The 23,861-nt window shown below is 71.1% G+C and carries 19 protein-coding genes; 14 read left to right on the forward strand and 5 right to left on the reverse strand.

The window, feature by feature from the left end; genetic code table 11:
* Positions 1-52 precede the first annotated feature (52 nt).
* The 4 genes from WME75_RS18100 to WME75_RS18115 all read left to right on the forward strand — a co-directional run bounded on the left by WME75_RS18100 (position 53) and on the right by WME75_RS18115 (position 7,866).
* A complete protein-coding gene (locus WME75_RS18100; RefSeq protein ID WP_437492434.1) occupies positions 53-2,035 on the forward strand; it encodes a protein kinase domain-containing protein in 1,983 nt (660 codons plus the stop codon).
* 180 nt (positions 2,036-2,215) lie between these two features.
* The gene (locus WME75_RS18105) at positions 2,216-4,609 is read left to right on the forward strand and encodes a glycoside hydrolase family 31 protein (RefSeq protein WP_437492435.1); all 2,394 of its coding nucleotides are present in this window, start codon (positions 2,216-2,218) and stop codon (positions 4,607-4,609) included.
* 314 nt (positions 4,610-4,923) lie between these two features.
* Positions 4,924-5,859: a fibro-slime domain-containing protein gene (locus WME75_RS18110; protein WP_437492437.1), complete on the forward strand. Its 936-nt coding sequence runs from the start codon at positions 4,924-4,926 to the stop codon at positions 5,857-5,859.
* 279 nt (positions 5,860-6,138) lie between these two features.
* The gene (locus WME75_RS18115) at positions 6,139-7,866 is read left to right on the forward strand and encodes an ABC transporter substrate-binding protein (RefSeq protein WP_437492439.1); all 1,728 of its coding nucleotides are present in this window, start codon (positions 6,139-6,141) and stop codon (positions 7,864-7,866) included.
* A 58-nt stretch (positions 7,867-7,924) separates the two neighbouring features.
* Here the strand turns inward: WME75_RS18115 and WME75_RS18120 are convergent, their stop codons facing one another.
* A complete protein-coding gene (locus WME75_RS18120; RefSeq protein WP_437492441.1) occupies positions 7,925-8,494 on the reverse strand; it encodes a hypothetical protein in 570 nt (189 codons plus the stop codon).
* Positions 8,495-8,790: 296 nt separating this feature from the next.
* On the opposite strand from WME75_RS18120, the gene WME75_RS18125 reads away from it, so the two are divergent.
* Positions 8,791-10,077, forward strand: a complete 1,287-nt coding sequence (locus tag WME75_RS18125) for a hypothetical protein (RefSeq protein WP_437492443.1) — start codon at positions 8,791-8,793, stop codon at positions 10,075-10,077.
* Here the strand turns inward: WME75_RS18125 and WME75_RS18130 are convergent.
* Positions 10,074-11,483: a hypothetical protein gene (locus tag WME75_RS18130; protein ID WP_437492444.1), complete on the reverse strand. Its 1,410-nt coding sequence runs from the start codon at positions 11,481-11,483 to the stop codon at positions 10,074-10,076. The two genes, WME75_RS18125 and WME75_RS18130, sit on opposite strands and share 4 nt — an antisense overlap.
* 465 nt (positions 11,484-11,948) lie before the next feature.
* Positions 11,949-13,508 carry a GH1 family beta-glucosidase gene (locus tag WME75_RS18135; protein ID WP_437492446.1) on the reverse strand — a complete coding sequence of 520 codons (1,560 nt, stop codon included), beginning with the start codon at positions 13,506-13,508 and terminating at the stop codon, positions 11,949-11,951.
* Positions 13,509-13,603: 95 nt separating this feature from the next.
* Between WME75_RS18135 and WME75_RS18140 the strand changes: the two genes are divergently transcribed.
* From WME75_RS18140 to WME75_RS18170, 7 genes are all read left to right on the forward strand, one after another.
* Positions 13,604-14,572: a quinone oxidoreductase family protein gene (locus WME75_RS18140; RefSeq protein ID WP_437494862.1), complete on the forward strand. Its 969-nt coding sequence runs from the start codon at positions 13,604-13,606 to the stop codon at positions 14,570-14,572.
* Positions 14,573-14,843: 271 nt separating this feature from the next.
* Positions 14,844-15,209, forward strand: a complete 366-nt coding sequence (locus WME75_RS18145) for a glutaredoxin domain-containing protein (RefSeq protein WP_437492448.1) — start codon at positions 14,844-14,846, stop codon at positions 15,207-15,209.
* A gap of 263 nt (positions 15,210-15,472) precedes the next feature.
* On the forward strand, positions 15,473-16,393 hold the full coding sequence (locus tag WME75_RS18150) for an ABC transporter permease (protein ID WP_437492450.1): 921 nt from the start codon (positions 15,473-15,475) through the stop codon (positions 16,391-16,393).
* Positions 16,394-16,395: 2 nt separating this feature from the next.
* Positions 16,396-17,454: an ABC transporter permease gene (locus WME75_RS18155; protein ID WP_437492451.1), complete on the forward strand. Its 1,059-nt coding sequence runs from the start codon at positions 16,396-16,398 to the stop codon at positions 17,452-17,454.
* Between the two features lie 37 nt (positions 17,455-17,491).
* Positions 17,492-18,505 carry an ABC transporter ATP-binding protein gene (locus WME75_RS18160; protein WP_437492453.1) on the forward strand — a complete coding sequence of 338 codons (1,014 nt, stop codon included), beginning with the start codon at positions 17,492-17,494 and terminating at the stop codon, positions 18,503-18,505.
* Complete coding sequence (locus WME75_RS18165) at positions 18,502-19,518, forward strand: ABC transporter ATP-binding protein (RefSeq protein ID WP_437492455.1); 1,017 nt, start codon at positions 18,502-18,504, stop codon at positions 19,516-19,518. The genes WME75_RS18160 and WME75_RS18165 overlap by 4 nt, the downstream gene beginning before the upstream one ends.
* Before the next feature lie 139 nt (positions 19,519-19,657).
* Positions 19,658-21,139, forward strand: a complete 1,482-nt coding sequence (locus WME75_RS18170) for a hypothetical protein (protein ID WP_437492457.1) — start codon at positions 19,658-19,660, stop codon at positions 21,137-21,139.
* A 20-nt stretch (positions 21,140-21,159) separates the two neighbouring features.
* Here WME75_RS18170 and WME75_RS18175 read toward each other — a convergent pair whose 3' ends face one another.
* On the reverse strand, positions 21,160-21,846 hold the full coding sequence (locus tag WME75_RS18175; RefSeq protein WP_437492460.1) for a hypothetical protein: 687 nt from the start codon (positions 21,844-21,846) through the stop codon (positions 21,160-21,162).
* Between the two features lie 356 nt (positions 21,847-22,202).
* Between WME75_RS18175 and WME75_RS18180 the strand changes: the two genes are divergently transcribed.
* Complete coding sequence (locus tag WME75_RS18180) at positions 22,203-22,553, forward strand: BolA family protein (protein WP_437492463.1); 351 nt, start codon at positions 22,203-22,205, stop codon at positions 22,551-22,553.
* Between the two features lie 14 nt (positions 22,554-22,567).
* On the forward strand, positions 22,568-23,380 hold the full coding sequence (locus WME75_RS18185; RefSeq protein ID WP_437492466.1) for a metallophosphoesterase family protein: 813 nt from the start codon (positions 22,568-22,570) through the stop codon (positions 23,378-23,380).
* A 74-nt stretch (positions 23,381-23,454) separates the two neighbouring features.
* Here the strand turns inward: WME75_RS18185 and WME75_RS18190 are convergent, their stop codons facing one another.
* Positions 23,455-23,835, reverse strand: a complete 381-nt coding sequence (locus WME75_RS18190) for a hypothetical protein (RefSeq protein WP_437492469.1) — start codon at positions 23,833-23,835, stop codon at positions 23,455-23,457.
* Positions 23,836-23,861 lie beyond the last annotated feature (26 nt).

Consider the following 23,861-nt stretch of genomic DNA (forward strand, 5'->3'; position numbering starts at 1 on the left):
GAGGGGCTGTGCGTCGTTGACGGAGAACGTCGCCCTCCGCTAGCATCCCACCATGGCTGTCCCCGAGCGCGTCATCGCCGACAGATACGAGCTCCATACGGCGATCGGGGAGGGCGGCATGGGCCACATCTGGGAGGCGCTCGACCGGCACCTGCGGCGGCCGGTGGCCCTGAAGCTCATGGCGCCCGCGCATGCCGCCTCGGCCGTCTCGCGCACCCGCTTCGAGCTGGAGGCCATGGCGATCGCCAAGCTCTGCAATCAGCACGTGGTGCAGATCCATGACTATGGGTTCGATGCGGGCTCCCCCTACATCGTGATGGAGCTGCTCCAGGGCGAGGACCTCGACGCAAGGCTCCGGCGCGCCGGGCGCCTGCCGTTCTCTGCTGTCGTCTCGATCGTAGCCCAGGCGAGCCGGGGCCTCGCGGCCGCGCACGGCGTGGGCATCGTGCACCGCGATCTCAAGCCGGCAAACCTCTTCCTCGCCCGCACGGACGCCGGCGAGGTCGTCAAGATCCTCGATTTTGGCGTGGCGTCGATGCTGGGGGACGACATCACCTCGCCTGACGTCCCCGTGGGGACACCGCTGTACATGAGCCCGGAGCAGGTCCGCTGCTCGCAGGTCGACCACCGCAGCGATCTCTGGTCGCTCGCCGTCGTCGCTTACAGTGCGCTCACGGGCTCGCCCCCATTCCAGGGGCAACAGCTCACCTCCATGATCATGAACATCGCCATCGCGCCATTCCCGCCCCCGTCGAGCCTCGTGCCAGATCTCTCGCCGGAGGTCGACAGGTTCTTCGAGCGTGCTCTGGCGAAGAACCCGGCCCAGCGCTTCTCGTCCGCCCGCGACATGGCCGCTGCCTTCGCCGCGCTGGCCGAGCCGAAGGACCGGGGCCCCGCGAAGATCCTCGTCATCGACGACGAGCCGGACGTGCAGCTGCTCGTCCGGCAGCGCTTCCGCCAGCAGATCCGCAAGTCAATATACGATTTCATCTTTGCGACCGACGGCGAGACCGCTCTCGACCAGCTCCGCAAACACCCCGACGTCGATGTCGTCCTCTCCGACATCAGCATGCCCGGCATGGACGGGCTCACCTTTCTTTCACGCGTCGCCGAGATCAACCCGACGGTGCAGACCGTGATGGTCTCCGCGTACGGGGACATGACCAACATCCGCACCGCGATGAACCGTGGCGCGTTCGATTTCCTCGTCAAGCCGATCGATTTCAAGGACCTCGAGGCCACCATTCAGAAGACTCTGCGGCGCGTGATTGAATTGCGCAAGACCGCGCGCTCGACCGAGGAGAACGACGCGCTGCGAATGTTCGTGAGCCCGAGCCTGGTGGAGCGGATTCGCAGCGCCGCGCCGGATCAAGGTCGAATCGAGGAGTGGCAGGGGACCGTGGCCTTCATCGATATTGCCGGTTTTCGCGCCGCCGCGGGCGAGGCGCCACCCGAGGATGCGATATGGACGCTCAATGCCAACTTCGAGGTGATGATCCCCGAGATCGCCGGGCGAGGCGGCGTCATCGAGAAATTCCTCGGCGACGCGATGATGGCCACCTTCCGTGGAGAGGGGCACCTCTCTCGCGCGCTCGAGGCCTGCATTGCGGTGCGTGACCAGCTCCACGCCCTCGCCCTGCGCACCGGTGAGGACTCGCCCTTCACTCACGGCGTCTCCATCGGGGTCGACACGGGCCCAATGATCTCGGGCGAAATCGGATCAAGGGCTTTCGGTCGGCTCGATTATACGGTCCTCGGCGAGATCGTGGGGACCGCGGCCTACCTGGAGTCGCTCGCTCAGAAAGATCAACTCCTCGTCACCGGCCGAGTCGCAGAGGGCGCACGCGCGCATTTCGAGCTCGAATCCCGGGAGAGCCGGTGCTTCCCCCAGGGCGGCGCGCCCGTCGCTGTCTTCGAGCTCGTTCGACGGATGATCTCCGAGATGGCCGCGCCGATTACCTCGGCCCTGTGCATGACGACGCTCCCCTATGAGGAGCAAGAGCCCGGCGGTCCTCGGCAATCTGTGCCGGCCTGACGGGACCCGCTGTACGGGCGGCGCTGGGAGCTGCGGGCTTTCGGAGCCCGCGCAGCCGTCGCCGCGACACGAAACCCCTCGCCCGAGGAGGGCATCGGGAACCGTGGCAATAGCCCGCGGCGCATCTCCGCCCGACGTGCGCTCATGGCGGGAGCCGTCAGCGCCGGCTAGACTCGCGCCATGCACCTCACCGACGCCTCGCTCGGCGCGACTCACGTGCTCCTCTCGGGCGCCCGCGCCGCGATCGAGATCCGCTGTCCAGGTCCCGGCGTGCTGCGCGTGCGTCACGCCCCTTCGTCCGCCGTGACGGGCTTCACGCACCCCGATCTCCCCCCCAAGCGCTCCTTCGCCGTGGTCGCCGAGGGCGCGCTGCCGCTCTCCGCGCGCCGGGAGGGGGACACGCTCCACGTGACCACCGAGGGCGCCTCTCTCGATGTCTCGCTCGCCTCGGGCACATGGACCTTCGGCGACGGACAGGGCCGCGCCCTCGCGCGCAGCGAGGGGGTCTCCGGGGAGGTCCGGCCGGCCTTCCCGGTGGACGAATTCCGCGCACGGCTCTCGCTCGCGGCGCCGCCGGGCGAGGCCTACCTCGGCTTCGGCGAGAAGGTCGGCCCGCTCGACAAGCGCGGCCTGCGCTTCACCTTCTGGAACACCGACGCTTTCCCGCCGCACGTCGAATCCGACCCGCTCTATGCCTCGATTCCCTTCTTCGTGGCCCTCCGCAGCGGCGTCGCCTGGGGCCTCTTCCTCGACGAGCCGTGGCGCTCGGAGGTCGATATCGCCCTGAGCGACCCGGATCGCATCGAATGGGAGTCGCGCGGGCCCGAGCTCGACGTCTACCTCATGGCCGGCCCGCACCCGGCCGACGTCCTCCGGCGCTACGCCGCGCTCACCGGGCGCCCGGCGATGCCGCCCCTCTGGAGCCTCGGCGCGCACCAGTCGCGCTGGGGTTACGAGACCGAGGACGACGTGCGCGGCGTCGTCCGCGGCTATCGATCGCGCGGCCTCCCCCTCGACGCGGTCCACCTCGATATCGATTACATGGACGCTTACCGGGTGTGGACCTGGGACCGCTCGCGCTTCCCGGACCCGGCGCGGCTCGCGCGAGACCTCGCGGCCGAGGGGGTCAAGCTCGTGACGATCGTCGACCCGGGGATCAAGGCGGACGTGGGCTATGCCGTCTACGAGGAGGCGCGCGCGCGAGACTTCCTCGTCCGGCTGTCGCGCGGCGACACCCTCGTGGGAGAGGTCTGGCCCGATCCCGCCGTCTTCCCGGATCTGACGCGCGAGGACGTGCAGCGCTGGTGGGGCGATCTCCAGAAGTCCTTCGTCGACGCCGGCATCGCCGGCATCTGGAACGACATGAACGAGCCGGCGTGCTTCTCCGTCCGGCCCGACCGCGGCCTGCCCGCGCCGGACGGCGGGCGCACCTCGGGGCTCGGCACGATCGAGGGCAGCACGCTACCCTACGACGCGCGCCACGGCGCCCGGCGGCACCTCGAGGTCCACAACGTCTACGGGCTCGGCATGTCGCGGGCCGCCTACGAGGGGCTCGCCCGCCACGCGCCCGACCGGCGCCCCTTCGTGCTCACGCGCGCGGCCTTCGCCGGCATCCAGCGCTACGCCGCTGTGTGGACCGGCGATTTTGCCAGCAATTTCACGCACCTGGAGGCATCGATCCCGATGCTCGTCGGCCTCGGCCTCTCGGGCGTGCCGTTCGTCGGCGCGGACATCCCTGGCTTTGCCGGCCGCGCGAACGGCGAGCTGCTCGTGCGCTGGATGCAGGCGGGGCTGTTCTATCCGCTGATGCGCAACCACGCGGCGAGGGGCAGGCCGGCGCAGGAGCCGTGGCGCTTCGGCGAGCCGTACCTCGGCCTCGCGCGCGCGGTGCTCGAGCGGCGCTACCGGCTCCTGCCGACCCTGTACACGCTGATGCGCGAGGCGGCGGAGACGGGCCTGCCGGTCATGCGGCCGCTGTCCTTCCTGGCGCCGGAGGATCCCGAGGCGCTCCATGCCTACGATCAGCTCCTCTTCGGCGACGGCCTGCTCGTCGCGCCGGTGGTGCGGCCGGGGCAATCGAAGCGGCTCTCGTACCTGCCCGCCGGCGCATGGATGGACTTCGCCAACCTGGAGCGCGCGGGCAAGGTCGAGGAGGGCGGGCGCCACGTCATCGCCGATGCGCCGCTCGGGGTCGTCCCCGTGTGGCTGCGCGCCGGGGGCGCTGTGGCGCTCACCGCGCCGCGGATGCACACGACGAGCGCGCGCTGGGAGGAGATCACGTGGCACGTGCACGCCGCGGAGCGGGTGAGCGGCCGCCTCTACGAGGACGAGGGCGACGGGCACGGTCCGTCGCGCACGACGCGGCTCTCGGGCGGATTCGACGGGGCGACGTTCACGCTGGAGCGCCGCGTCGAGGGCGAGCTGCCACCCGCGCGCGAGGTGGAGACGATCCGGATCTACGGCGTGCCCCCGCCGCGCGCCGTCGCCGGGGCCATGTCGCACCGCGTCCTGGAAGGGGTCGTCGAGATCGAGGTCGCGGCCGACTGGCAGCGGATCGAGCTGCGGGCGTCCTGACCCGGAAGGCGCAGAGGCGCAAGGCGGCGCAACAGCAAGGCGGGAGCTCAGCACAAGCGAGCTCCCCGAGCTGGCTTGTCTTCAGCGGCGGACCGACCCACCTCGCCCTGAGCCGCCTGCGCGAGAGCGACGCACCGCATTACGCCTCTGTCCCGTCGAACAGGGCACGTTCCGCGGGCTGCAGCTGGACTGAATTAAACGATCATCACGAGATCCGGCGGACAGTGCCACGCGATCTTGCGTACAGCGTCCATGGGACGCGGTTGACAACTTCCACCAAATGTGGTTGTCCTACCTTCTCACTGGAGTACTCTATGTCCCCTCGATCCTTCTTTCTTGTCACCTTCGCAGTCGCTGCCCTGGCGTGCTCTTCGGGGCCCGGCGAGAACGGCAATTTGACCTCCGGCTCCGGCGGCAGCAGCGGGACGACCACCGGCGGCACCGGCGGGACGCCTTCGGGGGGCGATAGCAGCTCGAGCGGCGACGAATTCGGGAGCATGGCGGGGGGCAACCCGACGGTCGGCGCCGGCGGCGCCGGGGGGGGCGAGTGCAAGAGCACGCTCGAGGTCCTTTACCGCGACTTCAACGACACGCACCCCGACTTCGAGATGGACTTCAGGGGTGACGTGGTTCGCCGCGAGCTCGTCGAGCCGGCGCTCGACAGCGACGGGAAGCCGGTGTTCCTCGACTCGATCGGCTGCCAGGCGGACCTGCAGACCCCGCTCGCCTGCGGGGGTGGGACCCCCAATCAGGTCGTCATCAACAGCAAGGCGTCGTTCGACCAGTGGTACCGGGACGTGCCGGGCGTGAACATGACCTTCCCGAAGCAGCTCGAGCTCGAGGAGTCGCCGCCCGGCTCGGGTCAGTACGTCTTCGACAGCATGGATTTCTTCCCGCTGGCGCCGGAGGAGGGGTTCGGGATCACCCCTCAGAACCACAAGAACCAGAACTTCCTCTTCACCACCGAGATCCACCTGAAGTTCGGCTACGTCGCCGGCCAGGAGTTCAGCTTCCGGGGCGACGACGACATGTGGATCTTCATCAACGGCAAGCTCGCCCTCGATCTCGGCAGCATGCACGGGCCCGAGTCGGGTGTCATCGACTTCGATGCGCAGGCCGCCTCCCTGGGCATCACTCCGGGCAACAGCTACACGATGGATATCTTCCACGCCGAGCGCCACACCGACGGGTCGAACTTCCACATCGAGACGAACATCTCCTGCTTCGTGCCCGTCGACGTGCCGAGGTGAGGCGCGCCGGCGCCTCGGGCGCTGGCTGACGAAGAGCGCCTCGAGCGGCCCGAGCCCCTCCGGTTGCCGGGCGAAGGACGCCCGCGCTGACCTGCGCGCGTTCACGCTGCACGTTGACATGCTCCCAGGTGAACCGGTAAAGTTCGCACCCTGATGTGCCGCGTCCGGCGCGACCGGGCGGTCCCGATGTCGCGTTTTCCGCCGTACGGGGCGGCGGTGCGGCGTGCTGGGGCTGAAGTGGACTGTCGCGGGTCCTGATCGCCCGCGTGGAGCATGCTGATGAAGAGTCGATCCATGACGCGCCGCGCGTTCGCGGCGGCGGCGCTGGTCCTGTCCGCCGGCGTCACGGCGGGCTGTCCTTCCAAGCAAGAGGCGCAGCCCTCGCCCGGCGCCAGCGCCTCGGCGGCCGCGCAGAGCGGCGCGGCGCCCGCGAAGAAGGGCGCGGCGTTCGTCACGATCTCCAGGGAGCAGCAGGCCTCCTGGGTGCGCAACTTCAACCCGCTGCTCGCCGAGGGCAGCGTCCGCTTTCCCACGGTCGCCGGCATCTACGAGCCGATGCTCGTCTTCAACACGATGAAGGGCGAGTACACGCCGTGGCTCGCGACGAAGTACGCGTGGAGCGACGGGAACAAGAAGCTCACCTTCACGATCCGCTCCGGCGTCAAATGGTCGGATGGACAGGCATTCTCGGCGAAGGACGTCGCGTTCACGTTCGAGCTCCTGAAGAAGCACGCCGCGCTCGACCTCTCGGGGGTGTGGAAGTTCGTCGAGTCCGTCAAGGCGACGGACGACACGACGGTCGAGTTCGCGCTGAAGCGGGCGTACGTCCCGGGGCTCAGCTACATCGGCCACCAGCCGATCGTGCCGGAGCACAAATGGAAGGACGTGGCCGATCCGGTCACGTACTCGAACGAGAACCCCGTGGCGACAGGGCCGTTCACCGAGGTCAAGGTCTTCCAGAACCAGGTGTACGAGCTCGGCAAGAACCCGAACTACTGGCAGCAGGGGAAGCCGGCCGTCGACGGGCTCCGCTTCCCGGCGTACCCGGGCAACGACCAGATCAGCCTGGCGATCATGAACGGCGAGGTCGACTGGGCAGGCGCGTTCGTGCCCGAGATCGAGAAGGTCTACGTCGCCAAGGACCCGGCGAACCACCATTTCTGGTTCCCGCTCGTCGGCGGCATGGCCACGCTCTACCCGAACAGCACGAAGAAGCCGTTCGACGACGTGCGCGTGCGCAAGGCGATCAGCATGGGCCTCGATCGCGAGCAGATCGTGAAGATCGCGTCCAACAACTACACAAGGCCGGCGGACGCGACCGGGCTCGACGACGCCTACGAGCGCTGGCGCAACCCGAAGGCCGCGGAGGCGGGCGACTGGGTGAAGCTCGACGTGGCGAGGGCGAAAGCGCTCCTCGACGAGGCCGGGTACACCGCGGGTCCGGACGGGATCCGGGTGAAGGACGGCAAGCCGATGCGCTTCGAGATCAACGTCGTCACCGGCTGGTCCGACTGGGTCCGCGCGGTCCAGATCATCACGCAGAACCTCAAGCAGCTCGGCATCGACGCCTCGCTCAAGACCTACGATTTCAGCGCGTTCTTCGAGGCGCTCCAGAAGGGCACGTTCGACATGTCGATGGGGTGGACGGTCGTCGAGCCCACGCCCTACAACTACTACCGCGAGCTCATGTCCGCGGAGCTCGTGAAGCCCGTCGGCGAGGCGAGCGCGCGCAACTGGCACCGCTACGGCGACAAGGGGGCCGACAAGCTGCTCCAGCAGTTCGAGGCAGCGACGGAGTTCGCCGAGCAGAAGCGCATCCTCGACGAGGTGCAGATGCTCTACGCGCAGAACGCGCCGGTGATACCGCTCTTCAAGAATCCGTCCTGGGGCGAGTACAACACGAAGCGCTTCACGGGCTTCCCCACCAAGGAGAACCCGTACGCCAAGCTCTCGCCAAACAACCCGCCGGAGTACCTGCTCGTCCTGACCGAGCTCAAGCCGAGGTGATCCCGGCCGGCGCGCGCCGGCGCGCGCCGGCGGGGGATGCGAGCCTGCGTCTCGCCGGTCAGCTGCCCGAGGCCGACACGATGCAGGCGTCGAGCTCCGGCGTCTCGCGCCAGCCGCACTGTCCGGACGCGTCGCGCTCGCAGACGCCGTGCTCGCCATAGCAGGCGTACTCCTCGCGCCACTCGCACGTGGTGGCCACGTGCTCGCTGGCGCAGACCTGCCCGCTGCAGCCGGTCACGACGCAGGCCGTGGGCCCGCCGCCCGCCGCCGCGCCGCGGAGGGCCCCGCCGCCGTCGAGGCACGCCTCGAGCTCCGGCGTCTCGCGCCAGCCGCACTGTCCGGACGCGTCGCGCTCGCAGACGCCGTGCTCGCCATAGCAGGCGTACTCCTCGCGCCACTCGCACGTGGTGGCCACGTGCTTGCTGGCGCAGACCTGCCCGCTACAGCCGGTGACGACGCATCGGCCGGGACGCACGGGGCCGGCGGCCTCCTCGACGCCGGGCGCCCGGAGCTCGTCGAGCGCGGGGGCAGGGCGGCCGCAGCCGCTCTCGTCGGCGCCGGTGAGCGCGGGGACGCAGAGAAGGAGCACCGAGAACGCGAATCGATGACGCTTGACGAATGAGCTCATCTTGAGACCTCCTTGATGGAAACGCGGCAATGCCCCGAGCAGGGCGAGTCGCCGCCTGTGTACCACGCGACGCTCCTCGGTTCATGCGCTCTGCGCGTCGAGCGATGCGGTCGCCCGGGGGTGGGACCGGCACGAGATCTGCGCTGCCCCTGACGACACGATGGGATCGTCGCGGTCCACGCCGGGTCGCGCCGCGCGATCGTTTGACAAATAGGCACGGAATAGCCCTGCTTGCCCGGGCTTTCTCCTGTCCGATGACGAACAGCGAGGGGCGCCTCCGCGGGAGGCTCAGGCGTTTGGGGTTTGGACTCGCGGCGACAGCCGCCGTCTTCGTGCTTTTCCGGGCAGGCGCGTCCGCCTGGGGTCAATTCCGCCTCCGGGATTACCGAGATTCCTCCGAGGCCGACTGGAACGCCGAGCGCGCGCGGCTCCGCGAGCGCTCGCAGCCCGCGGGCGAAGCCGCCGCGGAGGCGGGCTGCGGGGCGAGCTATGCAACGATGGCGAGGATCCCGCGGGACGCCGATCTCGGCCCCGCGTGGCGAGCGATCGACGCCGGGCCCGGCGTGCCGCTCTCCCCCGAGGTCCTCGCCCTGGTCGAGCGATATCGCCCGGAGCTCGACGCCCTACGTCAGGCGGCGCGATGCTCCCATCACGAGCCGGCGGAGGGCAGCGCGTGGGTCGACCACGGCGACCTGCTCCCGGTATGGAAGGCGAACAGGCTGCTCCTGGTCGAGGGGCACGGGCTCGCGGCCAAGGGGGACGCGCGCGGCGCCCTCGATCGTTACCTCACCCTGGCCAAGATCGGCGCAGACATGGCGGCGGGGTCGAGCCTCGCGGCCAGGATCGGCGCTCAGGCCGCGGCGCACGGGTACCTCGGGGTCGCCGACGTCGTCGCCGGCGTGCCCAGGCTGCCTGCCGCGGAGCTCGCCGAGCTCGACCAGGCGCTCGCGGAGCGGGAGCGCCACCTGCCGTCCTTGCCCGACGTGATCCGGAAAGAGCGCCTGGCGCTCCGGGAGGTAGCCATGCGCCTGAGCGACGGGCGCGCCCTCCCCGAGGAGATCCCTCCTGCCACGCAGTCTTTCGGCGCCCGCGCGCTCACCCTGGTGCTCCCGACGGAGGCGATGTTCGGCCAGGCCCTCCCCCTGCTGGACGCGCGGCTGCGCACCGCGGAGCGGATCGCGCGCGACGCGCAGCGGGATCCCTCCCAGACGGCGCGACTGCGAGAGGTCGCCGCCGACTCGCTCGCGGTCGAGGCCACTTGGGACAGCACCCTGCTGAACCCCGAGTCGCTATCGCACTTCGCGGGGCAAGATTGCGCCCTGCGGGCGTCGTATCTCGTGGCGCGCACGGCCATCCAGGTAGAGCGAGCGTATTCGGACGGCCGATATCCGGAGGCGCTCCCCGACCTCGCGCAGGATCCTTGTGGGACAGGCCCTCTCGTGTACCGCAGGAGCCCGGACGGCCACGGTTACACGCTGTCCAGCGTCGGCGAGAATGGAACCAACGGCGGTCCGCGCGTCGCACGCGAAAGGCGGGTCGGCGGCGGCGACGATATCCTCGTCGCGAGGCGGGGACGGCCCTAGTCTTCCGGGCAGGTGGGCTTCGGGTCAGGGCACGATTGACCCTCGATCCAGGGGCGCGTCTGCTTGCAGCCGCTCACGTCATCGAACGTGTTCCCGGCGACGAAATCGGGCCCCGCCGTGCCGACCCACCCGCGGGTGACGCCATGGCCAGCGACGTGGCGGAACGTCGATCCCTGGATGAACGCGCTGCCCGGCGCCTCGCTGAAGATGACGGCGCCGTTGAACGTCGTGAGGTCGTTGCAGCTGAGCAGGATGCAGCCGCAATCGTAGCCCGCGTACTCGATGATGACGTTCTCCAGGACGTTCTCCTCGCGCGGGATGCCGCCGAACCAGAGCCCGCCCCAGTCGCCGGGCGCCGGGCTCTCGGCGGCCGAGGTGAAGACGATGGGCCTCTCCGGCGTGCCCAGCGCGCGGAGGGCGCCGCTCGCCGCGAACTCGCCGGTGAAGCGCTCCATCTGCATGAAATTGCCGGGCTCGAACCGGATGGTGACGCCGGGCTCGATGGTGAGCGTCGTGAGCGGCGCGCCGTCGCCGCCCGCGCCAATGTTGAAGCGGGCGTCGCGCCAGTCGCCGAAGTGATAGGGCACGCCCCGGTCGCGCAGGGTCGTGTCCTGCTGCAGCCCGGAGGTCTGATTGGCGCCCTCGTCCTGGATCAGGATCTCGTCCCTTCGATTGCCGGTGTACTCGCCGACAGGGATCGAGCCGATCGCCTGCTCCCCGAGCTCCAGCGGATACGGGTGCTCCTCACTGCCGCTCTCCGTGATCACGAGGTCCGTGGAGCCCTCGGCGAACGACGACGCCCGCAGGAGGAGCACCCCGGCGCCGAGCGATCCGCGCACCGTCACGTGATCGACGAGGAGAGCCGGCGCCGCCGGGGTCACGGACGCCCCGTACGCGGAGAGCGTCGCGTTCGCGTGGAAGCGATCGCCGCCGCCCCCCTCGAGGATCACGTGCCGGAGGGTCGCCCTGGCCGGCCACGCGACGTGGACGTCGTTCCACCGCGCGCCCTCGCTGCCGCGAAACGCGATGGGCTGCGCCTCGGTGCCCTCGGCCTTCAGCTCGGCGCCCTCGTCCATCGCGGAGATGCCCGTGTCCTCCTCGAGCAGCACCTCGGCGCACGGCTCGATCGTGAGGGTCACGCCGGCGCGGAGGCGGACAGGGAAGCTCACGATGTGCGGGCTCCCGTCCGCGGTCCAGGTCTCGCTCTCGCTCAGATCGCCCTCGTGGACCGTTGGGCCGCCGGAGGACGCGCGACACCCCGGCTCGACCGTGCCGCCCGAGCCTCCCGAGCCGGAAGCCCCGCCCGCACCGCCAGCGCCGGAAGAGGGCGGGTCGCCGGGATCGCACGCGGCGAGGAACATCCCACCTGCCGCGGTGAGCGTGACTACAACGTTGCGTAGAGCCATATCCTTGTATTCCTTGTGAGCACCTGTGTGTTCACACGCACCCAGGTAAAGGCGCAGAGAGTAGCTCATCCGCGCCCGATCCGCAGAGCCTTCAAACATCTTTGCAAGCTTGAGCCCGGCCTCTCGCGGCTGGCCTCGCATTGCGAATCTGCCGAGCCAAGGTGTTCTCCGGGACGGTGGACAGCAGCGCTCGTGTGACGGTCGACGCCCGGCTCTCCCGCGGTCGCGCGGTCGCGCGGTCGCGCGGTCGCGCGGTCGACCCATGGGCTTCAGCGCCTCACCACCGCGAGGGCGCCGTTCGCGAGGTGGAAGACGGCGGCGCCGCCGCCCGTCCCGGCGCCGCTGTGCCCCGCGGCGCCGGTGCGCCCGAGGGCCGCGCTCGGGGCCACGGGCGTGACGAGGAGCAGGGCGCAGGAGAGGGCCCGCCGCGCGGCCCGAGCGAGATCGGGCCGCGGGCCTCCGGGATCAGCCGGTCACGTTCTCCCAGGCGACGGCGGTCGGCCCGAGGAGCGAGCGCCCGTTGGTCGCGATGACCTCCTTGTACCAGGAGAAGGAGTCCTTCGGGATCCGGCGCTGGGTCTGGTAATCGACGTAGACGAGCCCGAAGCGCTCCTTGTAGCCCTCGGCCCACTCGAAGTTGTCGAGGAGCGACCAGGCCCAGTACCCGATGACGGGGACGCCCTCTTTCACCGCCCGTGCGAGGCCGAGCAGGTACCGGTGCATGAGGTCGATGCGCTGCGGGTCGTGCACCTTGCCGTCGAGGAAGACCTGGTCCCTCGTCGAGGTGCCGTGCTCGGTGATCCCGATCGGCAGCTTGTATCGCTCCCAGAAGTACCTCGATCCCCAGTACAGGGTGCTGGGCACCACCTGCAGCCAGTCGAGCGTCGCGCGCGGGTAGCCGGGCGGGGAGGCGACGCGCTCGGGCTTGCCGTCCTTGCCTTGCCGCCACGTGCCCGCCGAGTACATGTTGAGCCCGAGGTAGTCGATGGGCCGCTTGATCTGGTCGAAGTCGCTGGCCGGGAAGTCGGGCATGTCGTCGCCGAAGAGCCTGAGGCCGCTCTCCGGATACCGCCCCTCGAGCACCGGCGCGATCCACCAGGCGTTGTTCCACGGGTGCCGCTCGTAGACCGAGAAAATCGCCTCGCGCGCCGCCTCGACGTCGCCCGGGTCCTCCGTCGCGGGGCGCTGCACCTGGGTCGCGAGCACGTAGCCGATCTTCGCGGCTTTGACCGCGGCCCGCAGGGCGTCCACCTGCTTGCCGTGGGCCCGCATCTGGTTGTGGGCGGCGGTCAGGTACTCCCGGTACGGGAGCTTGAGCCCGGGGGCGAAGTGCCCCTCGAGGAGCGCGTTGCCGATGAAGGCCTGCGGCTCGTTCTGCGTCACCCACCACGGCACGCGATCCCCGAGCCGCCTGGCGACGACCGTCGTGTAGTCGGCGAACCAGTCGGCGACGTCGCGCTGGAGGAACCCGCCGCGGTCCTGGAGCGCCTGGGGGAAGTCCCAGTGGAACAGCGTGCACATCGGCGTGATGCCGAGGCGGAGGAGCTCGTCGACGAGCCGGTCGTAGAAGTCGAGCCCCTTCGGGTTGACCTTGCCCGTGCCCTCCGGGAGGACCCGTGTCCATGAGACGCTGAAGCGGTAGCTCTTGGCGCCGAGCTCGGCGAGCAGCCCGAGGTCCTCCTTGTAGCGGTGGTAGTGGTCGCACGCGACGTTGCCTGTGTGCCCTTCGAAGACCTTGCCGGGGGTGTTCGAGAAGACGTCCCACACGGAGGGGCCGCGGCCGTCCTCGGTGGCGGCGCCTTCGATCTGGTAGGCCGCGGTGGCCGAGCCCCACAGGAAGCCCGCGGGGAACGGCGCGGCCGTCGCGCCTGCCGGGTCCGCGCCGGCCGAGGGGGGCGGCGACGCGGGCGCGGAGGTGGACGAGGCTGCGGCGACGGGTGGCGCCGCCGCCGCAGCGGACGGGGCGGACGCGGCTCCAGAGGCGTTGTTCTGGGGGAGCGGCTCGGAAGGCGTGGAAGCAGACATGGGGACGCATCATCCACAGCGCCCGGTGGGCAGCAATGGGGTCGTGCCTGCGCCGGTTGCTTGACGGCCCGCTCCGGGTCGACAACATGGGCGACATGCTCGCGATCCGTCCCATGGCCGCCGGCGGCCCCGAGGTGATGCAGCTCGAGGAGCACCCGACTCCCGCGCCCGGCCCGGGTGAGGCCGTGGTCCGCGTCGAGGCAGCGGGGGTGAACTTCATCGACATCTACCAGCGGAGCGGCCAGTACAAGCTCGATCCGCCGATCCCGCTCGGGCTCGAGGGCGCGGGGCGCGTCGAGGCGGTGGGGCCCTCCGTCACCGAGGTGAGGGAAGGGGATGAGGTCGCGTGGACCGGCGGCCCCGGCTCGTACGCCACGCACGTCCGCATCCCGGTCGCGAGGCTCGTCCCCGTGCCCGCAGGCGTCGGCGCGAGGCGCGCGGCGGCCGCGATGCTCCAGGGCATCACCGCGCAGTACCTCGCGCGCTCCACGTTCCCGCTCGGGCCCGGCCACACGTGCCTGGTCCACGCGGCCGCGGGCGGGGTCGGCCTGCTCCTCTGCCAGATGGCGAAGCGGCTCGGCGCGCGCGTGATCGGCACCGTCTCGACCGAGGAGAAGGCGCGGCTCGCGCGCGGCGCCGGCGCCGACGAGGTGATCCTGTACACGCAGGCCGATTTCGAGGCCGAGGCGCGCCGGCTCACGGGCGGCGCCGGCGTCGACGTTGTCTACGACGGGGTCGGGCACGACACGTTCGCGAAGAGCCTGGGCGCGCTCCGCCCGCGCGGCATGATGGTGCTCTTCGGCCAGTCGAGCGGGCCGGTGTCCTCGTTCGACCCGCAGATCCTGAACCAGAAGGGGTCGCTGTACCTCACGCGACCGAGCCTCGCGCACTACACCGCGACGCGCGAGGAGCTGCTCCAGCGCGCCGCCGACGTGCTCGGCGCGATCGCGCGCGGCGAGCTCACGATCTCCGTCGGCGCCACGTACCCGCTCGCCGAGGCGGCCGAGGCGCACCGCGCGCTCGCCGGGCGGGCGACGACGGGGAAGGTGCTGCTCCTTCCGTAGCGCGCAGGCAGGGGACGAGCTGCCAGGGCGCCGGGAGGAGTAAGGAGATCTGGCCGCCACGAGGCCAGAAGAAGATTCAAACGCCAAGGCGCCAGGGCGCAAGAAGACGATAGGCGATTTGGCGTGGCATGGGCACGAGGGTCCGCGGCGAGATCGCGTGGGAATGCGGCGCGCTCGAGCTGGACCGCGAAGCGCGGTAGCGCCGTCCGGCTCCGATGTTGACCGCGCGTCCTCCGCGCCAGTACGCTGCCGCCGCAGAGGTGCACATCTCATGATTGAACGTCCCACGCTTGTGCCCGAGAAGGTCTCCGAGGCGGTGAAGTCGCAGCTCGCCAGCTTCCATCGCGCCGTCGTCGACGAGGTCGCGGCCGCGGTGAGCCGCGACCGGGTGGTCGTCGTCGGGATGGCCCAGAATCCCATCGTGAAGAAGGCGCGGCAGCTGCTCGATGGAGAGGGCGTGAAATATACGTACCTGGAGTACGGGAGTTACCTCTCCAAGTGGAAGGAGCGGCTCGCTCTCAAGCTCTGGGCCGGCTTCCCGACGTTCCCGATGGTGTTCGTCGACGGGGTCCTCGAAGGTGGCCACAGCGACCTCGTGAAGCTCCGCGACCAGGGCAAGCTCAAGGCGCAGTCGTGACGATGCGCGGCTGAACGTCGGGCACAGAACGCGCGCGCGGCGGCGGGCCAGCGCGCAGGCCGCCTCGACCGCGGCGCGACGCGCGAAACGCCGCGCCGGCCGGCGATTCCGTGATATGCGGGAAGGCGCGGCGCGCCCTCGCGGCCGTCGCCGCGCTGAAGGACGGCAGCTCGGAGGCACCTCGTGACATCGCTCGGGATCCACGGAAGACGGCGGGATGACGAGGGGAGCGGCGCGGCTCGACGGCCGGGAGGCGGCGCGCCGTGAGCACCTACGCCATCAAGCGGCTGCTCTCCATCATTCCCACGCTCTTCCTCGTCGCCACCCTTGTGTTCATCCTGGTGCGCATCGTGCCGGGCGGCCCGTTCGACCAGGAGCGGGCCGTGCCCGTCGAGGTCCAGCGGCAGCTCGACGCCAAGTACCACCTGAACGATCCGGTGCTGAAGCAGTATGGCGACTGGCTCCTTGCGCTCGTCACGAAAGGCGACCTGGGCCCGACGTTCAAGTACCCGAACCGCACCGTCAACGAGATCATCGCCCTCAGCCTGCCCGTGTCGATGCAGCTCGGGTTCTGGGCGATGCTCTTCGCCCTCGCGATGGGCATCCCCCTCGGAATCATCGGGGCGATCCGCCAGAACACCTGGAAGGACACGGCGGCCATGGCGGTCGCCATGGTCGGCCTCAGCGTGCCGCGGTACGTGCTCGCGCCGCTGCTCATGCTCGTCTTCTCGCTCAAGCTCTACTGGTTCCCGGTCGCCCGCTGGGAGACGTGGCGGCACATGGTGCTCCCGATCATCTGCTCCGGGCTCCCGGTGGCCGCCTACATCGCCCGGCTGACGCGCGGCGGGATGCTCGAGGTGATCCGCTCCGACTTCATCCGCACCGCGCGCGCCAAGGGGCTCTCCGAGCGCAAGGTCGTCCTGAAGCACGCGCTCCGGGGCGGGCTGCTCCCGGTCGTGAGCTTCCTCGGCCCCGGCTTCAGCGGCCTGCTCGTCGGCTCCCTCGTCGTCGAGAAGATCTTCAACATCCCCGGCATGGGCCGCTACTTCGTCGAGGCGGCCACGAACCGCGACTACAACCTCGTGATGGGGGTCATGCTCGTCTACGGCTTCCTGCTCATGCTCTTCAACGCGATCGTCGACGTGGCGTACGCCTTCATCGACCCGCGGGTGGAGCTGCGCTGACCATGCCCGCCGCCCCCTCGCCGCACGCCGCAGCGCCCGCCGGCGCCTCGCCCGCCGACCTGCCCGCCGTCCCCGGCGGCGCGGCGCCGCGCCCGGCCGCCCCGCTGCGGCTCGACGCGCTCGAGCAGGGGTCGAGCCTCGGGCGCGACGCGTGGCGGAGGCTCCGCAAGAACCGCGCGGCGGTCGCCTGCGGCGTCGTGCTCGTCGCGATGATCCTCGCCTGCATCCTCGTCCCCGAGCTGTCGAGCTACCAGTACGACAAGGCCGACCTCAAGCTCGGCGCGCAGCCGCCGTCGCTCGCGCACTGGATGGGCACCGACTACTTCGGCCGCGATCTCATGGCCCGCGTGTTCTTCGGCGGGCGCATCTCGTTCGCCGTCGGCATCGTCGCGACGCTCGTCAGCTTCGTCATCGGCGTGAGCTGGGGCGGCGTCGCCGGCTACTTCGGCGGCAAGGTCGACGCGATCATGATGCGCATCGTGGACGTGCTCTACACGTTCCCGTTCCTCATCCTCGTCATCCTGCTCATGGTCTTCTTCGCGAACGACCAGACGGCCCTCTACCGCGCCTGGAAGGTCGCGCTCGGCCTGTTCGTCCAGGATCCCTCGGATCCCAGCTACTTCCCCATCTTCCAGATCGTCGTCGTCTTCGCGGCCCTCGGCGGCATCTCCTGGCTCACGATGGCCCGCATCGTCCGCGGCCAGGTGATCGCGCTGCGCAGCCAGCCGTTCATCGAGTCGGCGCGCTCGATCGGCGTCGGCCACGCCGCGCTGATCTTCCGGCACCTCGTGCCGAACGCGCTCGGCCCGATCATCGTCTACACGACGCTCACCATCCCCGAGGTGATGATGACCGAGGCGTTCCTGAGCTTCCTCGGCCTCGGCACGCAGGAGCCGCTGTCGAGCTGGGGCCTGCTCGCGTCCACGGGCGCCGACGCGATGGACCTCTTCCCCTGGCAGCTCATCTTCCCGGCGCTGATGCTCGCGCTCACGCTGATCTGCTTCAACTTCCTCGGCGACGGGCTCCGCGACGCCCTCGATCCACGCATCCGAAAGGACTGAAGGGACGCCGCTCCCACGGCGCGCGCCCGCACGGACCATGCTGCTCGAGGTCAAGAACCTGAAGACCCACTTCTTCACCGAGGAAGGGGTGGTGCGCGCGGTCGACGACATCTCCTTCAGCCTCGATCGCGGCGAGGTCCTCGGGATCGTCGGCGAGTCCGGCTCGGGCAAGAGCGTGACGAGCCTCTCGTTGCTCCGGCTCATCCCCGACCCGCCGGGCAGGATCGTCGGCGGCCAGATCCTGCTCGAGTCCGAGGGGGGCCTCGTCGAGGACCTCGCGGAGGCGAGCGAGGCGCGGATGGAGCGCATCCGCGGCGACCGCATCGCGATGATCTTCCAGGACTCGATGACGTCGCTGAACCCCTATCTCCGGGTGAGCGAGCAGCTCATCGAGGTGCTGGAGCTGCACCGCGGTATGCGGCGCGCCGAGGCCCGCCGGCGCAGCGTCGAGATGCTGCAGGCGGTGGGCATCCCCGCGGCGGCGTCGCGGATCGACGACTACCCGCACCAGCTGTCGGGCGGGATGCGGCAGCGCGTGATGATCGCGATGGCGCTGCTCTGCGACCCGGACCTGCTCATCGCCGACGAGCCGACGACGGCGCTCGACGTCACGATCCAGGCGCAGATCCTGGACCTCATCCAGGAGCGGAAGGAGGCGCTCGGCGCGGCGGTCCTGCTCATCACGCACGACCTCGGCGTCGTCGCGAAGATGGCCGATCGCGTCGCGGTCATGTACGCCGGGCGCATCGTCGAGGAGGGCCCGGTCGGCGCCATCTTCCACGCCCCGCGGCACCCGTACACGATCGGCCTGTCGCGGTCGATCCCGCGGCTCGACGGCGCGCGCGGCGACGACCTCGTCCCCATCCCGGGGATGCCGCCGTCGCTCGCGCGGCTGCCGCCGGGCTGCCCGTTCCACCCGCGCTGCGCGCACGCGGTCTCCGTGTGCCAGGAGGAGGCGCCGCCGCCGCGGGTCGTCTCGGGCGAGGGGGACAGGAGGGCGCTGCACGTCGTGCGGTGCCACGTCGAGGACGTCGCCGGACGAGCGCCATGACCACACCCGCCACACCCCCGCCGCTGCTCTCGGTGCGCGATCTCAAGGTCCACTTCCCGGTGCGGCGCGGCCTGCTCCAGCGGCAGGTCGGCACGGTGCGCGCGGTCGACGGCGTCTCCTTCGACGTCGAGCGCGGCGCGACGCTGGGCCTCGTCGGCGAGTCCGGCTGCGGCAAATCGACGACGGGGCGGGGGATCCTCCGCCTCGTCGCGCCGACGTCGGGGAGCGTGAAGATCGACGGCCGGGAGGTCCTGACGCTCGACCCGCGCGCGCTGCGCAAGGCGCGCCGCGAGATGCAGATGATCTTCCAGGACCCGTACGCGAGCCTGAACCCGCGCATGACGGTCCACGACCTCATCGCCGAGCCGCTCTCCACCCACGGCCTCGTCTCGTCGCGCGACGAGTCGCTCCGCGAGGTGGCGCGCCTGATGGAGCTCGTGGGGCTCTCGCCCTCGTACATGCGGCGCTATCCGCACGAGTTCTCCGGCGGCCAGCGGCAGCGGATCGGCATCGCCCGCGCGCTCGCCCTGAGGCCGAAGCTCGTGATCGCGGACGAGCCGGTCAGCGCGCTCGACGTGAGCATCCAGGCGCAGATCGTCAACCTGCTCGCCTCGCTCCAGCGCGAGCTGTCGCTCACGTACGTGTTCGTGGCGCACGACCTCGCGGTGGTTCGCCATCTGTCAAGCGAGATCGCGGTGATGTACCTCGGCCGGATCGTCGAGCGCGCTCGTCCAGATGCATTATTCCGTTCACCGCAGCATCCGTATACGCAGGCGCTGCTGTCGGCGATCCCGATCCCCGATCCCGACGTGGAGCGCAAACGGCGTCGCCTGACGCTCGTCGGCGAGGTGCCGAGTCCGCTGAACCCGCCGTCCGGTTGCCATTTCCACACCCGCTGTCCCTACGCGATGGAGCGCTGCAGCATCGAGGCGCCTCCGCTGGAGGAGCGCCGTCCTGGTCACTGGGCTGCTTGCCACCTCACCGAGTTACCCACGGTACCTACGCATCCGTGAGGGTGATCCAGCCGCGCGCAGTTCCCGACAGCAGTTCCCGACATCGGTTGAGCTCGCTCTCCAGACATGACGGGGAATGTCCGATGACAGGATTTTCCTGACCTCTGCTTGGGCCGGGGAGGTTAGGATTCTGGGACCGATGCCGCGAATTTCTGACGCCACGCTTCGCGCCCAGATCCCGACGGCCCTTCTCATCGGCGGCGATCAGGCGCTGCTGGAGCGCTGCCAGGCGGCGGCGATGGACGTGGGGATCGTTGTCAAGGCGTGTCCTGTCTCGATGGCTGCGGCGCTGGCGGAGGAGCGCCGGCCGGTGGTCATCGTGGTCACGTCGTCGACCTACGCGCTGGCTCCCGAGGCGTTCGAGGAGATCGCGCGCGAGGTGGTGAGCACGCTCGTGCGGGTCGACGAGGCGCTGAAGGACGACGAGCTCGGGGCGATGCTCGGCACGGCGGCGCGCGAGAGCCGCAAGCAGCGCTCGTGGCAGCTCACGCCGGGGCGCTACTCGCTGACGCCTGGGGACGATGGGTCCTCGGCGCCGCGCTCGGAGCGCTGGACGCTCGGGGTGATGACGGCGGATGCGTCGTCGCGGCGCGACGCCGAGTCGACGCCGCTGCCGCGCTCCGGGCCGCGGAGCGCGGGCGCGCACGAGCTTGCGTCCCGCGAGCGCGTGGCGGCTGCCGTGGCCGCGCACCGACCGGAGCGCTCGGGTGCCGGGGCGTCCGGGGAGGCGGCGTACCGGCCGCTCGATCCGGCTGCGCCGCGCTCGGAGCGTCTGGGCGTCATGACGCTGGCGCCGTCCTCTTCGCGCGGGCGCCGTGAGGTGCCCTCGTCGCCGCCGGCGCCGGCCGGCGTGGTGGTTGCGCGCCTGGAGGGGTCGGTGCCCCCCGCGGCCAGAGGGGGCACGTACGCGCGGCGGGAGACGCCGCTGCCGGGCTCGCAGCCGGCGGGTGGGTACGCGCGGCGGGAGACGCCGCTGCCGGGTTCGCAGCCGGCGGGTGGGTACGCGCGGCGGGAGGCGCCGCTGCCGGGAGGGTACCCGCGGCGGGACACGCCGGTGGCGGGCTCGCAGGAGGCCGCGATGTATTCGCGGGGGGCGACGCAGCCGGCCGCCGCGTATGCGCGGCGGGACACGCCGGCGCCGCTGTCGCAGCCGGCTGCGGTGTACCCGCGGCGAGAGGTACAGCCGGCCGCGGCGTACGCGCGGCGAGACACGCCGGCGCCGCTGTCGCAGCCGGCGGCGCCGAGCTCGCGGCAGCCTGCCGGGGCGCCCCCCCGGCGGGACACGCCGGTGGCGGGCTCGCAAGCGGCAGCGCCGAGCTCGCGGCGGGAGACGCAGCCTGCGGGGGCGCCTCCTCGGCGGGAGATGCCGGCGCCGGCGTCGCAGCGGGGGGCGGGGCACCCGCGGCCGGAGACTCTGGGATCGCAGCCGGGAGCGGCATCGCCTCAGCGAGAGACGCTCGCGCCGGGCGCGCAGGAAGGTGAGTCCTGCGGCGGTCACCCCACGCCGCCGCCGAGCTCACACCGGGCGCCGCCGTCCTCCCGCAGAGCTCAGTTCCACGTCGACATCGCTCTGCTGTTCGATGAGCGAGGCCTGCCGCGCGCCGATCCGCAGGCGAAGTGACAGGTCTCCGAGCGTTCGCTTCAGCCGCCGCCTGAGCCACCTGCGCCAGCCGAGCCACCTGTGCCGTCGGCGCCGCCTTCGCCGCCGGAGCCGTCTTGGCCACCCGAGCCGCCGGAACCACCTTCGCCGCCGGAGCCGTTTTCGCCGCCGGAGCCGCCTTCGCCGCCCGAGCCGCCGGAACCACCTTCGCCGCCCGAGCCGCCCTCGCCGCTGCCGTCTTCACACGACTCCGCGATGGTCAGCGACAGGCTCCGGGTGAGCGGCTCCTGCTTGCCCTCGCCGCCGAGGAGCGGTTCGCCCGTGTCGCTCACGGCGGTGAGGGTGATCGCGAGCTCGCCGTAGCGTTCCTCGGGATCGAGCTTGTCGAGACGCACGTCGATCACACGGCCGGCCGCGGCGTTGTTCTCCTCGCCGTTGACGCTGAGCTCCAGGTGCCCGCACTGCCGGTACGTCAAGCAAGTGCCGGGAGGGCGGAGGAGGAGCTCCGAGACCGTGACGCGGATCGGAATCGTCGGCCCGTCGTCGGAAGAGGCGGTCGAGCGCTCCCCGATCGCGACGCATGCGCCGTCCTTCGGGCTCACGATCTCGATCTGGGGCGTTCCGGTCGGGCCGGGGGCGCTCGGCGTCCCGTCGTCGCCGCAGCCGGAAGCGCCGGAGAGCCCGGCGACGAGGACGAGCGCGAGCCGCGCAACGATCGGGGATGCCATGCCGCGCGGTTTATCCGTTGGCGTGGCGCCGGGCAATCCCTTCGTCCGCGAACGGCCGCGCCCGTGGCCCGCAGAGGGCCCCCGCAGGCACCGCCAGGCGCCCCGCGGCGCCGCCAGGGGCCGTTGCAGGCACCATCGAGGGCCCCGCGGGCACCCGCGGGCATCGAGGGCCCCGCGGGCACCCGCGGGCGTTCTGCGGGGACGGCGCCGCGCCCCGGCGGCCGCGGAGCGATCGCCGCTCGGGCCCGGCGGACCGCGCTCCGCCTGGGCCCCGGCGGGCGGACGCGCCTCCGCCTTCCCGGCGACGCGCTCACCCGGTGACCGGTGGGGCGGCCGAGGCTAAGCTTCGCGCGGCCATGACGACAGCGACCAGGCAGGAGTCGATCCAGAGCAAGCTCGCTCGCGCGCTCGATCCCGCGCACCTCGAGGTGGAGAACGAGAGCCGCATGCACAGCGTGCCGGCGGGCTCGGAGACCCACTTCAAGGTGCTCGTGGTGAGCGAGGCGTTCCGGGGCATGAGCCCCCTCGAGCGCCACCGGCGCGTCAACGACGTCGTGCGCGAGGAGTTCGGCGCCGGGCTGCACGCCCTGACGATCCGCGCGATGACGCCGGACGAGTGGGAGCGACAGGGCGGCGCGGATTTCCGCTCTCCCGCGTGCCTGGGCGGCTCCAAGGCGTCGCCGGGCTCCGGCGCGAAGTCGAGCTGAGCGGCGAGCCGCGCATGGAGCTCGTCGTCGCGCTCGTCTCGGACCTGCACTTCGGCCCGCAGGCGTCGTTCGGGGGCAAGCTGCGCAAGCTCACGGGCGATGCGCCCGCGCTCACGCGCGCCTTCGTGGAGCGGATGAACGAGGTCACGCGGCCCGAGCTCGTCGTGAACCTGGGCGACGACATCGAGGACGAGGGGCCCGAGGCCGATCGGGCGCGCTACGGCGAGTGCATCGCCGCGCTCCGCGGCGTGCGGGCCGAGCTCTTCCACGTCGCCGGCAACCACGACGTCGTCCACCTGAGCGAGGCCGATCTGCTGTCCGCCTGGGGCAGGCCCGAGGTGACCCGGCTCCACTACGCGTTCGACCGCGGCGGGTTCCACTTCACGGTCCTGCACACGCGCGAGCGCAAGGATCACGATGTGTCGGTGGGGTCCGAGCAGCTCGCCTGGCTCGCCGAGGACCTCGCGGCGTCCTCGCTGCCCAAGGTCGTGCTGATGCACCACAGCGCGGCCGATCAGGACCTCCGGGGCAACCGCTGGTTCGAGGGGAGCCCGCACATCTGCCTCGTGCGCGAGCGACGGGCGATGCGGAAGCTCTTCGAGGAGCACGGCGTCCTCGCCGTCTTCAACGGCCACCTGCACTGGAACCACCTCGACGTGATCCGCGGTATCCCGTACGTGACGCTCCAGAGCCTGATCGAGAACCTCGACGACGACGCGCCGGGCCGCCCCGCCGCCGCGCATGCCGTCGTGCGGCTCGGCCCGAAGCGCATCGTTGTCGAGATCGAGGGCGCCGAGCGGGCGCGGTACCAGTTCGAGCGGCGGTAGGCGCGTTCACCGGCGCTTCACCGCCGGCCGAGCGGGTGGCCGCCTCCGGTCGGGCGGTGGCGGCGTTGCTCAGGTCAGATCCGCCGAGCACGCTTGCGTGCCGCAGGGCGCCGCGCCGGGGCGGGGCGCTTGTCATCCTCGACGAGGACGTCCTCCGGCGTCCGGGCGGTGAGCACCCGCGTCGTCCATGCGACGAGCGCCGCCTCGTCCGCGGCCAGGATCCCGGCGCTCACCTCGGCCGACACGGCGCCGAACCGGGCCGTGAGCAGCTCCAGGAGGGTCTGAGCGCGCCCCTGAGCGCGCCCCTGAGCGCGCCCCCTGCGCTCGCCCCTGCGTTCGATCTCGTCCAGCGTCGTCACGATGGCCTCCTGGGCCCGCGGGCCCGCCGCCTTCTCCAAGAGCCGCCCGATCTTCCGCACGCTGAAGCGCGCGTGCGTGGCCACAAGATAGCGCAAGAGCGCCTCCAGGGCAGCGAGCCCGT

This window comes from Sorangium sp. So ce1014, from assembly GCF_051521505.1.
GTDB lineage: Bacteria > Myxococcota_A > Polyangia > Polyangiales > Polyangiaceae > Sorangium.